The following is a 12,598-nucleotide window of genomic DNA, read 5'->3' as shown; positions in this document are numbered from 1 at the left end:
ATGGGCAGGTCGAGGGGGAAAACTACTCCTCTTCCCCACCATCCTCCAGGGACAGGTCGGCTTCGGGGACGGTAACGTCCACCTTGGGTGCCACGAAGCCCGCCTTCACCGCCGGAGTATACTGCCGCTGCAGATTCCGCTGGCTCAGGCTCAGGACATAGCTGCTCAGGCATTCGATCTGCTCGTTGTTCAAGGCGTAGGTGCGCATGGGTGTGCCGGGGCTGACCTTCTGCGGGCTTTTGAAGTGCTCCATGACCCAGACCTGTTTGGAATGATTGCCGTCGAGCTTGTCATAGGAAAAGTTGCTCGGGTCCTTGTCGGCGAAGTTGCTCAGATCCGGGCCGACGGCGCCCCCCTGGTTGTCGATCTGGTGGCAGCCTGAGCAGTGCATTTCCTGGTAGAGCTGCCGTCCTTTGACCAGCTTGTCGGCGCCGATGGCTTCGAAATCCTTGTGGCAGTAGCCGCAACGGGACTGCATCAATCCCTTGGGCACCATGGGAAAGGGCCAGTTGGCGATGGTCTTGTGAGAGGCGCCGTGGTAGGTGGTTGCCAGCCCCTGGCCGCCATGACAGATGGTGCAGCCGTATTTTTCCACTGGATGCTTCTTGAGGAGCTCCGGATAGGGGTGTGTCTTCAAGGGGGACGCCGCATCGGCAAAGAGGGGGTCTTCCGTCCCCATGTGACAGCTCATGCAGCGGTCGACTGTCTTCCATTCGTCCACGGTCACCTGTTTGATTTCCGGCTGCATCCCCGCAATCCGATCGTAATAAGCGGGGTTACGCTCCCGGGTCATCTTTTTCAGGAGCTCGTCCTTGTACTGGAGCTGATAATCCTTCCATTCCCGCTTCCCGTCGCTGAAAGCCGTTACCCCAAGCAGGGCGACCACGGCAAATGCGCAGATAAGGCAGAGCACGGTAAGTTTTTGCAAAGCTGCTTTTTCCATTCGATCCTCCGTTTCTCCGCAAACTAAACGACGAGTTTGGTCCGTTTCTGATTCACCTTGGATGTATCCACCACGAGGGTTCCGGAATTGTCCACATAGACTTCATACCAGGGGAGGTCTTTCGGCGCTGGGCCGCCCAGGACCTCTCCCTTGAGGGCAAAGGTGGAGCCGTGACAGGGGCACGCATAGCCGATCTCCGAATCGTTATCCACCGGCTTCACCAAACAGCCCAGGTGGGTGCAGACCAGTGACACCGCATGGATGCCGTCCTTTTCCCTGACGATTTCGATGCCCCGTCCCTCGATGACCGTGCGGCTGCCGTAGGGGAACTTGCTCAATTCGCCGACCTTGAAGGTCTGGGACGGTTCATAGAGCACGTTGGGCTTCAGGAAGCGGCCGAACTGGAGGACCGAACCGCCGATCCCCAGCAGAAGTGCCGAGAGGGTGAATTTTTTGACGAAACCGCGGCGATTCTCATCTGCCGCCTCGCCTGCGGCTTTAAGAGGCAATGCCGTTACGTTGGAGCTTCCCGATTCCATATCATTTTCTCCTTTTTCAAAGGTTTTGGAGTTACCAGGGCCAGCGGATGATCCAGTTCGGCCCCCTGAGGAACTGGCCGATGAAGATCAGCACCACCATGGCAACGACAAAAACGGTAAAGAGCGTATTGGCGAGCTTGCGGTCCGCCGAGAACCAGACGCCGATCCCTTTGGGGCTCCGGTCCAGGTAGGGGAGAAGCAGGAGCCCGACGACGATGGCAGCAGGAACGAGGATTCCCCCGAGGAAGGCCGAGTAGCTCACCAGTTCCTGGATGCCGACGAAATACCAGGGGGCCTTGGCCGGATTGGTGGAGTGGAGCGGGTTGGCGGCCTCCTCCAGTGGGGCATTGAAGAGGAGCGACACGCCGAGAATGGCCAGCAGCACCACCAGGAAGAGCAGCAGTTCCCGCACCATCAGGTGCGGCCAGGTCTGCACGGTATTTTCAGGTCCTCGCTCCACATGGAGGGATTCCCCCTCGACAATGGCCATCAGGGAATAGGTCTTGTTGCCGTCCTTGGCAAATATTTCTTCTTTTCTCGCTAATTGCATGGCTGATCCTCCTCCGTTGTTTCTCTATTCTTCAGTTGGCCGGGACAACCCGCCATCCTTGCGAATCCTCCAGAAATGCACCCCCACCAGGACCACGGCAACCAGGGGGAGCAGCGCCACATGCATGACGTAGAAACGCAGGAGCGCCATCTGCCCCACCTCGTTGCCGCCGAGCATGAGGAAGCGGATCTTGTCGCCGATCCACGGCATGTAGGAGGCGATGTTGGAGCCGACGGTAACGGCCCAGAAGGCCAGCTGGTCCCAGGGCAGCAGATAGCCGGTAAAGCTGAGGAAGAGCGTCACGAGCAAGAGACAGACGCCGATCACCCAGTTGAATTCCCGCGGAGCCTTGTAGGCACCGGTGTAGAAGACCCGGCACATGTGCAGGAAGACCATGGCCACCATGGCGTGGGCCGACCAGCGGTGGATGTTGCGCAGGACGATGCCGAAGGAGACGGCGAATTCCAGGTCCTTCATATTCCGGTAGGCCAGTTCCGTGGACGGGGTGTAGTAGAACATCACCAGGATTCCCGAGACGACCAGAATGAGGAACAGGAAGAAGGAGATCAGTCCCAGTCCCATGGTGTAGGAGGGGCGCAGGGCGTTGGCGTGGACCCGTACCGGATGCAGGTGGAGGAAGAGGTTGCCGAAGACCGTGGCTGCCTGTTCCTGTTCCGCGGTTCCCGCTTCACGCCGGGTGAAGGATTGCTTGATGTTTGTCGGCAGTTGCTTGATGGCGTCTTTGACGCTGTAGGTTGCATCGTTCATAGTTTTTCTCCATGTCGTGCACAGCACGTGACTGGTTGGCTATTCCCATTCCTCTTGGCAGTAAAACTCGGCCATGACGATTGCCCCGCCAGGGCACCGCCGGGCGCACATGCCACAACTGGCGCAGCGGCTGTCATCCTTGATGATGGCGGTCATACCCTTGCCGGCAGCTGATTTGGCGACGCTGCCGGCCACTTTGGCCACCTTGTCGTCTCCCTGGATGTCCGCCAGTCGGACCAGCCTAAGTGCGCCGTTGGCACAGGTGTCGACGCAGGTGCCGCAGCGCAGGCAACGGGATGGGTCGAAGACCGTCTGGATGTTGCACTGGCGGCAGCGTGCCGCCTGGTGCCGAGCCTCTTCCTCGGCAAAGCCCAGGGTGATTTCCTCCTTGCTTCTGATCCGCTCCCCCGGTTCACGCTTGGGAATCCTGGCCGCAGGGATTGTTTCGCAGCGGGTGTTGACGAAATCCGACGATACCGGCCGCAAAAAGCCCTTCTTGCTGACCTGGACCTTGTTTCCGCTCAAATAGCCATGGATGGCCCGGGCTGCCTTCTGCCCGTCGGCGATGGCGTCGGTGGCGTTCCTGCCGAAGCGCCAGCGGTCATCCCCGCCGGCAAAGACCCCGGGCAGATTGGTGGAGAGATCGTCGTGGGCGCGGATCAGCCCGTTGGGGGTCAGTTCCAGCCCTGACATCCCCTTGAGGGAGGGAATGGTGGAAGCCTGCCCCACTGCCAGGATCACCGTATCGGCCAGGAGGATGGTCTTGCTGTCAGGGATGAAGGTGGGGTTGAATTTGCCGTCGGCATCGAAGACGGAGCTGACCCGGAGAAACTCCACCCCGGTCACCGAGCCGTCCTGGCCGATGACTCGCTGGGGCCCCAGGGAAGGGAAAAAGGCGATGCCCTCTTCCTGGGCGTCTTCCTTGTCGGCGAGGCTGGCGGGCATGGTGTCCCAGGATTCCAGGCAGGCGAGGGAAACCTGAGCCGCTCCCTGGCGGATGGCATGCTGGGCGCAGTCGATGGCGACGCCGCCGCCGCCGATGACCAGGCAGCGTTTGCCGACGATCATGTGGTCATGCTCCCGCACGTACTCGATGCCTGTGTAGACACCCTTCAGGTCCGACCCTTCCAGGGCCAGCTTCAACGGGTCCTGCAGGCCGACGGTGATGAAGATCGATTCGTAGCCCTGGCTGCGCAGGTCCTCTAGGGAGACATTCCCGCCGATGGGGCTGTTCAGCTTCAGTTCTACGCCCAGCTTGAGAATCGCATCGATTTCCTGCATGACGATCTCCTTCGGCAGACGGAAACCGGGGATGCCGGTCATCAGCTGGCCGCCGGGCTGTGGTGCCGCCTCGAAAATGGTCACCCGGTAACCGAGCAGGGCCAGGTCGTGGGCAGCAGCCAAACCGGCGGGACCCGAACCGACGACCGCCACCCGTGGCGACGGTTTATCCGCTACCATTTTTTCCCTGGCTTTCTGCACCCATTTGGAGATGGTCAGGATATGGTTGCCGGTTCGGTCGCTGAGCAATTCATCGTTGCGGGTGTACTCGTCGAGCCTTTGGGCCACGTCCCGGGGGGAGGCCACACCATGCTGGTCGCAGGCAAAGCGCTTCAGGGCGCGGATATCCACCGGGCTTCCTTCCGCACCCTTGCGGCAGTTTTTCTCACAGGGGGCGGTGCAGACCCTGCTGCAAACCGAGACGAGGGGATTGGTCTGCCGGGCGATGAGGAAGGCCTTCTCGTAGTCCCCTTCGGTGATGGCTTTTAAATAGCGCTTGGTGTCGGTGCCCAGGGGGCAGGCGTTCTGGCAGGCGGTCAGGGCCTGGTAGTCCTCGAGTCCCAGAACGCGTACCTGATATTTGCCGTTGAGGTTTGCCATCGTTTCCTCCTCTTGGTGGCTTGGGTTACTGTGCGGCAGCCGGTTGCAACTTGCTCTTCAGGAATATGGAGAGCAGCACGCCGATGATGGAGGCGATGGAAATCATGCCGATTGCCAGGTAGAAATTGCCCGATTTGCTGATGCTCATCCCTCCCAGATAGAGGCCGGCCGCGCCACCGAAGGTGCCGAAGCCGAACCACCAGCCGATCATCCGGCCGACGATCTGCGGCGGGTAGTTCATGGCGATGAAGGCGCTCAGGGACGGACCCATGAAGGGAATGCCCCAGCCGACCACCAGCAGGCTGAGCGCCAGGACGACGATACTTTTGGAGACCGCCGGCAAGAGAATGACGATGACGCAGGCGGAGATGAGAAAACCGATGATAGCCGCTATGCGGGAGTTCCCCTTGGCGATCTTGTCGAAAAAGAGGCCGCCGAAGATGGTGGCGAAGAGCCCGATGATGGTGACGGCGATGGAGAGCTTGCCGGACATGGCAGGTCCCAGGCCGAGCCCCATGGGCGCCTCGGCAGCCAGATAGGGTGGAACCAGGTTATAGAGGCCGTACATGGCCCAGGCATTGCAAAAGACGATCAGGGAGCCGAGCCAGGTGATGGGGGAAGCAACGGCGCTGGCAAAGCTGCCGGTTGCTGCCGGAATTTCGGCGGGTGCACCCGCATTTGTCGCGGCCAAAGCCGGTGGATTTTTCCTCGTGGCGATGGCGGCGAGGAGAATGGCCACCCAGCCGGGGATGCCGAGGGTGAAGATCGTTTTCTGCCAGCTGCCGGTCATGCCCAGAATTGCCGGGGAGACGAAGACGCCGATGGCGCAGCCGAGGGAAATGGAGCCGATCAGGAGCCCACTGGCCATGCCATGCTCCCGGGGATGGAACCAGAGGGCGAGAATGGGACCGATGGTGGCGAAAACGAAGCCTACCGATGCCCCCTGTACCAGGCGGGCAACCATTACTGCCCCGAAATTGTTGCCGATCAGGGGAATCAGCGCTGTTGGCACCGTCGAGCACAAAAGGCCCAAGACCAGGGCGGTGGTGATGCCGAACTTGTCACAGACGACTCCGCCCCAGATGAGCACGCAGGCCACTGAGAGGACGAAGCCCATCATCAGGTTGGTGGCCGCACCCATCTCGATGCGGAGATCCTTGGCAATGTCCCCGAGAATGGGGGCGTAAGCGATCATGTCCATATAGATGGAGCAGATCGCCATGCAGCCTGCCAGCAGAACAAGCCATCGGTAACTTGAATTTCCTTCAACTGTTGCCATTCAATTCACCTCCGAAAGGGGTAGGTATCTGTCATTCTGAACCGATAAAACAATGTTCTCTTGTTTTTGTCGAAATGATCAACTCCCTGTCTTCTTGTCTTGTAAAAAGCACGGCATATGCCAAAACACTGTTGTATTATTGTGAAAAAAATTACAACTTCTTGGATTGACTGGGTAAATTTATCAAGATTCCGGAAAAGCGTCCGAGGTGGGTCGTGATTCCAAGGTGTCAGTGTCGGGCCCATTTTTGACGAATTGGTTAAATTGGCCCGGGAGGGGGGAGGTTTTTTTGATCATTTGGTGAAATTGGGCAATCTTACGGCTGATCCGGGAGAGGGAGGTCGAAGAAATATTTCTTCCTTGCATGGGGCGGTTAGGCGATGTAATATAACAATGTTAGTTATATTTTAAAACAATCTTGACAATTTGCTTATCTGTGTAACGGTCCCCGATTTCAGGTCGGACATCTGCTTTTATGCATTAAACATGGGGAAAGTGAGCCTATGTACAAATACAGTGGCAAGATCAGGCCGATCAGCGAAACGAATACGGAGGATTTGCGGGCGCGTTTGCGCTTCTGCAGCGAAACCGGACAGATCTGGCTCCATGAGCATCGCATGCTGCTCGTTCACGCCGAGGCCCAGGGTTCACTGCGCCGGGAGTTGATCGACACGCTGGGCATGGACCGGGCGCGGGGACTTTTGACCCGGATGGGATATGCGGCAGGCCTGCGCGACTTCGAACTTGCCCGTACCCGGGCCGGCAGCGATGGGGATGTGGGGGCATTCATGGCGGGTCCCGAACTGCACATGCTGGAGGGAATTGCCCGCTCCTCCATCATCGCCCTGGAATATGACCGCAGCGCAGGGACCTTTTACGCCGATATTATCTGGGATTATTCCTGGGAGAGCGAGTGGCACAAGCACTACCACGGCACCTACACAGAGCCGGTCTGCTGGAGCCAGGTGGGTTATGCCTGCGCCTATGCCTCGGCCTTCATGGGCAAGCCGATTCTCTACAAAGAGGTGGAATGCGCCGGCACGGGGGGAAGCCAGTGCCGCATCATCGGCAAACCTTTGGAGGAGTGGGAGGATGCTGCCGAATACAGCCGCTTTTTCAACAAGGAATCCATCGCCGAGCAGTTGATCGACCTGCAGACCCAGGTGGTGCAGCTCCGCTCGGCAATTGGGGAAAAAGAGAAAATCCCTTCCGATATCATCGGCAACTCCCCTGCCTTCCGGGCTGCCTATGACTTGTGTCAGCAGGCCGCCGCCACGCAGATCACCGTGTTGCTCCTGGGGGAGACCGGGTCAGGCAAGGAGGTTTTCGCCCGTGCCCTGCACAACCGGGGAGTCCGCCGCAACGAGTCGTTCATCGCCATCAACTGTGCCGCCATTCCCCACGACCTGGTGGAGTCGGAACTGTTCGGCGTGGAGAAGGGGGCTTTTACAGGCGCCCTGAACTCCAGGCCGGGACGGTTCGAGCGTGCCCATGGCGGTACCCTTTTCCTCGACGAAATAGGTGATCTGCCTCTTTCGGCCCAGGCGAAGCTGCTGCGCGTCCTCCAGGAGGGGGAAATCGAACGGCTTGGAGACGACAAGGTGAGGAAGATCGATGTGCGGCTGGTGGCGGCAACCAACGTGGACCTGAAGCAGCTGGTCAAGGAGGGGAAATTTCGCTCTGATCTGTTCTACCGGCTCAATGCCTTCCAGATCGACATCCCTCCCCTGCGCAAGCGCAAGGAGGACATTCCCCTCATTGCCAACCGCTACGTGGAGAAATATTCGGCGGTGCATGGGAAGAAGATCAACGGCTTCACCGACAAGGCGATGCGCGGACTCCTGGCATACCAGTGGCCGGGCAATATCAGGGAACTGATGAACATGGTGGAGCGGGGGGTGATCCTCACTCCCAATGGGGGCAGGATTGAGCTGGAGCAGATGTTTTCCGCCAGCGAAAATGCACATGCCATGGAGTTCGGGCTGCAGAGCAACGGCAGTCTGGGTATGGATCAGGCGGAGGGGGGGATGAACCTTCAGGACGAGGTCCTGAACGGCACCGTGAGCCTGGATCAGGCGGAAGCAAGGCTTATCGAGGCAGCGGTACAGAAGGCAAAGGGGAATCTTTCGGCGGCGGCCCGCATTCTCGGCGTGACCCGGCCGCAACTGGCCTACCGGCTGAAGCGCCTGCAGGGGGAAGAGCCCCGGCGGGAGGATGGAGCGGCGCCGCTCATGGAAGCGGCGGCAGGTGCCGCGCAGTGATGGACGCCTTGGGCATGAAGGTGGCGCGCTACCTGGAGGACCACCATGTTGCCACACTGGCCACATTCGGCAGCGAAGGGCCGTTGGGAGCGGCGGTATTCTATGCCAGTGACGGCTACACCCTCTATTTTCTCTCCTCCCCCACAAGCCGGCATGCGCTCGAACTGGCCGTCGATCCTCGCGTGGCGGTGACGATCCAGGAGAACCAGACCGATTGGCTGAAGATCAAGGGGGTGCAGATGGAAGGGGAGGCCCGGGAGCTGGCCGGAGCCGAAGAGGAACACGCCCGCCGCCTCTACGGCAATAAATTTCCCCTGGTTGGCATGCTCGATCACGCTCCCGCGGCAATTGTCAAGGCTCTGGCCAAAGTACGCTGGTACAGGATCACCCCCCGCCGCCTCTACTTCATCGATAATTCCCTCGGTCTAGGCCATCGGGAGGAGGTGGATGTAACTTCGGCCGGAAAGGATACGAACCGCCATGGTGCTTGAAGGTCGCCTGGCTGACGGGCTGGGGCGGGGTGCGGCATTTACCGGGCTCGACTGGGTGCGTTGCCGGCTCATGGATACTGTCGGCATCGATCCCTTTCCCGGCACTCTCAATCTGACCCTGGATGATGAGATCAATCTGGCGCGATGGCGAAAGTGGCAGGATATGCCGGGTTACCCCCTTGAGCCAGTGACTGCGGCCTTCTGCCGGGCGCACTGCTACCCAGTACAGGTGATGGGGCGTATTCCGGCCGCAGTGCTGTTACCGGAAGTTGCAAACTATCCACACAACAAGGTCGAGCTGGTTGCCGCGCTGCCGATCCGCAGGCATCTCACCCTTGCTCCGGCAGCGCATCTCAGCGTGGAATTGTGCCGCCCCATTTCCGTAAAGGCGGTGCTTTTCGATCTTGACGGCACCCTCGTCGATTCCGTCGAGGCGTACATCAAGTTGGCGCAGGTCGCAGCCGCACCCTTCGGTATCCAAGTGACGGAGGAGCAGGTGCGTGCGGCGCTGGCCGCCGGTACCAGCTTCTGGCGCGGAGCCGTATCCAAGGAGCGGAGTGATGTGGATGCCGTCGTCAAAGCCATAGGTGCCCAGGCCGCCAGAGAGTGGCCGCAAATCCTTCGGGAGCAGGGCAGGCTCTTTGACGGGGTCCTGCAGACCCTCGATGTCCTCAAGGGGCTAGGGATCAAACTCGGCATCGTCAGCGGAGCCCGGCAGGAAGTGCTGGAACTGCTGCGCCCTAATGGCATCCTGGACCGGTTCGACGCGGTCGTGCTCGGCCCGGATGTCTCCACGAGAAAGCCCGATCCGGCGGGCATCCTGAAATGCCTGAGCCAACTCGACGTCCCACCGACCGCCTCCCTGTACGTGGGTGATGCGCCCATCGATATCATGGCAAGCCGCGCCGCCGGCGTCTATGCTGTGGGTGTGCTTACCGGGGCCGGCGATAGCGCTTCCCTGTCGTCCCATTATCCCGACCGCCTGATTTCCTCCCACCAGAGTCTTCCTGCCATCGTACAGGCCGGCTGAATTTCCAGAGCCTGAAAAGAGGCCCTCTATGGCCGTATTTCCACAATCGTACCGTTCGGCACTGCCTTGGCAATTTCCGCAATTTCCTCGTCGGTTACGGCAATACAGCCTTTGGTCCAGTCGGCCTTGGTATGCAGGTCGCCAACATAGGAGAAACCATTTTTGAGGCCGTGGATCATGATGTTTCCTCCCGGATCCACCCCCAGCTCCTTTGCCCGCCTTTTGTCCCGCTCGTTTGGATAGGAAAGATGCAGAGCCAGGTGATAGCGGCTGTCCCTGTTCCTTGAATCGATGGCGTAGACACCTTCCGGGGTCTTGTTATCCCCCAGCCGTTCTTTTGGGCCGTCCGGGTTCCCACCCAGGGCGATCCGGTACGTTTTCAGCACTTCCCCCTTGGAGAACAAGGTCAAACGTCGCTGTTTCTTTTCTATGAGAATCCTGTCTGCCGTCGCTTTCTGCATGGCCAGGTTGGAGATCTTCTGTTCCAGCCCTTCGATCTTTTTCTGCAGCAGGGCAATCTCGTTTTCCTTGTCCTTCACCTGGCGCTGGAGCGTTGCAGTCTCCTGCCGGAGGGACTCGTTTTGTTGCTGCTGTGTGGCAATGGTCCGGTCCTTGAGGGTGACATTGTTGATGTAAAAGATCATCATCTCGCTGTTTTGCCGGTAGCCACTGCCAGGGTAATCCCTGACCAGTTGCTGAAAGCATTCCAGGGCTTTAGCATAATCTTTCTGCGCATTCTGCGGATGCCCATGGATGATGCCCATCTCGAACAGCGCCCTGTCCCCCATGGCGGGATACTGTTCCTTGATCTGCTTGTACTTGCCGAGGGCGGTGGGGTAACTCCCCTGGCTGAACAGCTTGTTCGCTTCTGCGAAGGTGGGCCTGGCCTTGTATTCTTCGCTGAAATGACTGCAGCCGCAGATCAGCATCATAATAATGCAGATGCAGAGATAACACATCCTGCCCGGCCTTGGTTTTACACTTGAATTGCAGGGTTCCACTATCCAGACCTCTAAACCAACATGATAGATAAAGAACTGGCAGGGCTTTGCGACCCTGCCAATTCTTTATCCGTAGACTTACTTCCTCATGGATCTCTGGAAAATGGCTTCAGCTTTTGCCGCTTTTTCATCTGCGGCCTTTTCCCTTTCCGCAGCAGCCTTTTCCCTTTCCTCCGCCAGTTTAATGGCATTTTCGACACGGGCTGCGGCAGCATCGGCCTGCAGCTTGGCAGCATCGGCTGCCGCCTTGGCGGCTTGTGCATCGCGAACTGCCTGATCAGCTTTGGCACTGTCAAGCTGTTGCTGGGACTGCACCTTCTCCAGCTCGCCGGTTGTTGCACATCCCGTCAATGCGGCAAAAGCGAGCCCTATTGCGATAATCGAAAGACGTTTTCCCATTGCCAACTCCTCCTTTTTTGTTGAAATTTCCCTCTGCAAGAAGAGGGAATACTCACAAATGCACAACTCCCACCCGGGGGATGGGATCGCTATATCTTCTTGTCTGGTTCTATCACTATGCCGTCGATCTCCAGATCGATTTTCAGCCTTCTGGCAGCTTCTTTGGCAGCAATGCTGCTGTCAAAGGGGCCGACGAGGACCCGGTGGCCTTCGCTCTTCGACAACACCAGTGCCGGAATCGGCGGCCCCTGGTGATTTATGATGGCGGCAAGGCGCAGCGCTTCGGTTTCATCCTTCGTCTTGGCAGCCAGGACATACCAGGCGTCAGGTCTCAGTTCGGGAACTTCCGGCTTGCCGTACAACTTGGCCGGATGTTCGACAGCTACCGGCTTCTCAGCCTCTTTTCCATCTCCTTGACCCATCTCGATGGGGACAGGAATGCCCCGGGCCTCTGCCTGAACTTCACTGATTTTTTTCCAGTCCAGGCTGCGTACCCCTTTCTTTTCCATGGCTTTTAGTTTTGCATAGATCTTTTCCAGTTCAAGGGCGCCCGTCCCTTCCTGGGGCTTATGGGCCTCCAGGTAAAGGACCCCATTATCCTGACCGACGAGATAGGGCTGGTTGACAATGACAACCGGCGTCTTGAGCGGAGTGTCGTCGTAGAGCATCTTGACGTTTTCCGGATAGAGTCTCAGGCAGCCATTGGAGGCATTAAGGCCGATGCTGGCCGGTTTATTGGTGCCGTGAATCAGATAACTGGGTTTGTTCAAATAGAGCGCGCATTCCCCCAGGGGGTTGAGCGGTCCTGGCGGAACTTTGGCGGGCAGAGGATCCCCTTTTTTCCGATGATCCTCTGCTATCGATGCCGGCACATACCAGGTCGGCCGGCTTACCTTGCGCTGCACGAACATCTGGCCCATGGGGGTGGGACGCTCTTTGGTGCCGATCCCGACCGGATAGGTGGTGACCACCAGTGCGTTTTTATCCTCCTTGTAGTGGAAGAGCCGCATGGTGGCCAGGTTGACGACGATGCCTTTGCGGGGGGCGTCGGGCAGGAGGAAGCGCAGCGGCAGAACCACCTGCTCCCCTGCCTTGGGCACCCAGATGTCCACCCCCGGATTGGCGGCACTGATTGCCGTGACACCCAGACTGAAGTGCCGTGCCACATCCGGCAGGGTATCCCCCTTTTCAAGCTTGATGACGCCCAACCGGCCGATGACTTCGTCGCCCCGGGCAACGCGAAACCTGTTCTTTTCAATCTCCCTTGCCGGGACGGAAGATTGTTCCAGGTTGTAAGGAAGTGGCGCGTCCGGGGCCCTTTGCATGGCAACGCATCCGGTGAGCGATCCGATGACCATGCATAGTGCCATGAGGCGGAGCGGGAAACTGGCTGAGAATGACAGGTCAACTGTTCGGCACATGTGGTTAAATGCGACACCTTTCGACAGTGTTTGAA

The 12,598-nt window shown here is 58.9% G+C and carries 12 protein-coding genes; 3 read left to right on the top strand and 9 right to left on the bottom strand.

What is annotated here, in order from left to right:
* Positions 1–22: 22 nt before the first annotated feature.
* Genes ML541_RS10065 through ML541_RS10040 form a run of 6 tightly spaced genes read right to left on the bottom strand, consistent with a single transcriptional unit; the run spans position 23 to position 5,960 of the window.
* On the bottom strand, positions 23–943 hold the full coding sequence (locus ML541_RS10065; RefSeq protein ID WP_243372675.1) for a cytochrome c: 921 nt from the start codon (positions 941–943) through the stop codon (positions 23–25).
* 23 nt (positions 944–966) lie between these two features.
* Positions 967–1,482 carry a ubiquinol-cytochrome c reductase iron-sulfur subunit gene (locus tag ML541_RS10060; RefSeq protein WP_243372674.1) on the bottom strand — a complete coding sequence of 172 codons (516 nt, stop codon included), beginning with the start codon at positions 1,480–1,482 and terminating at the stop codon, positions 967–969.
* Between the two features lie 31 nt (positions 1,483–1,513).
* On the bottom strand, positions 1,514–2,032 hold the full coding sequence (locus ML541_RS10055; protein ID WP_243372673.1) for a menaquinol oxidoreductase: 519 nt from the start codon (positions 2,030–2,032) through the stop codon (positions 1,514–1,516).
* Positions 2,033–2,056: 24 nt separating this feature from the next.
* Positions 2,057–2,800, bottom strand: coding sequence for a cytochrome b N-terminal domain-containing protein (locus ML541_RS10050; RefSeq protein WP_243372671.1), 744 nt, complete (start codon positions 2,798–2,800; stop codon positions 2,057–2,059).
* Between the two features lie 39 nt (positions 2,801–2,839).
* On the bottom strand, positions 2,840–4,681 hold the full coding sequence (locus ML541_RS10045; protein WP_243372669.1) for an FAD-dependent oxidoreductase: 1,842 nt from the start codon (positions 4,679–4,681) through the stop codon (positions 2,840–2,842).
* A 25-nt stretch (positions 4,682–4,706) separates the two neighbouring features.
* Positions 4,707–5,960, bottom strand: coding sequence for an MFS transporter (locus tag ML541_RS10040; protein WP_243372667.1), 1,254 nt, complete (start codon positions 5,958–5,960; stop codon positions 4,707–4,709).
* Between the two features lie 503 nt (positions 5,961–6,463).
* Between ML541_RS10040 and ML541_RS10035 the strand changes: the two genes are divergently transcribed.
* The 3 genes from ML541_RS10035 to ML541_RS10025 are packed head-to-tail and all read left to right on the top strand — an operon-like array spanning position 6,464 to position 9,742.
* Positions 6,464–8,221 (top strand): sigma-54-dependent Fis family transcriptional regulator, encoded by a 1,758-nt coding sequence (locus ML541_RS10035; protein ID WP_243372665.1) that lies wholly within the window; start codon positions 6,464–6,466, stop codon positions 8,219–8,221.
* A complete protein-coding gene (locus tag ML541_RS10030; RefSeq protein WP_243372896.1) occupies positions 8,221–8,712 on the top strand; it encodes a pyridoxamine 5'-phosphate oxidase family protein in 492 nt (163 codons plus the stop codon). The genes ML541_RS10035 and ML541_RS10030 overlap by 1 nt, the downstream gene beginning before the upstream one ends.
* Positions 8,702–9,742 carry an HAD-IA family hydrolase gene (locus ML541_RS10025; RefSeq protein ID WP_243372663.1) on the top strand — a complete coding sequence of 347 codons (1,041 nt, stop codon included), beginning with the start codon at positions 8,702–8,704 and terminating at the stop codon, positions 9,740–9,742. The genes ML541_RS10030 and ML541_RS10025 overlap by 11 nt, the downstream gene beginning before the upstream one ends.
* A 26-nt stretch (positions 9,743–9,768) precedes the next feature.
* On the opposite strand, the gene ML541_RS10020 is transcribed toward ML541_RS10025, so the two are convergent.
* The 3 genes from ML541_RS10020 to ML541_RS10010 all read right to left on the bottom strand — a co-directional run bounded on the left by ML541_RS10020 (position 9,769) and on the right by ML541_RS10010 (position 12,563).
* Complete coding sequence (locus ML541_RS10020) at positions 9,769–10,671, bottom strand: L,D-transpeptidase family protein (RefSeq protein ID WP_243372895.1); 903 nt, start codon at positions 10,669–10,671, stop codon at positions 9,769–9,771.
* A 150-nt stretch (positions 10,672–10,821) separates the two neighbouring features.
* On the bottom strand, positions 10,822–11,142 hold the full coding sequence (locus ML541_RS10015; protein WP_243372661.1) for an Lpp/OprI family alanine-zipper lipoprotein: 321 nt from the start codon (positions 11,140–11,142) through the stop codon (positions 10,822–10,824).
* An 89-nt stretch (positions 11,143–11,231) separates the two neighbouring features.
* Entirely contained in the window at positions 11,232–12,563 is a 1,332-nt protein-coding gene (locus ML541_RS10010; RefSeq protein WP_243372660.1) for a L,D-transpeptidase family protein, read from the bottom strand.
* Positions 12,564–12,598 lie beyond the last annotated feature (35 nt).

The organism is Geotalea sp. SG265 (genome assembly GCF_022808985.1).
Classification (GTDB): Bacteria; Desulfobacterota; Desulfuromonadia; order Geobacterales; family Geobacteraceae; genus Geotalea.
The sequence above is the reverse complement of the archived record's forward strand: the minus strand, read 5'-3'. Positions and strand labels throughout refer to the sequence as shown.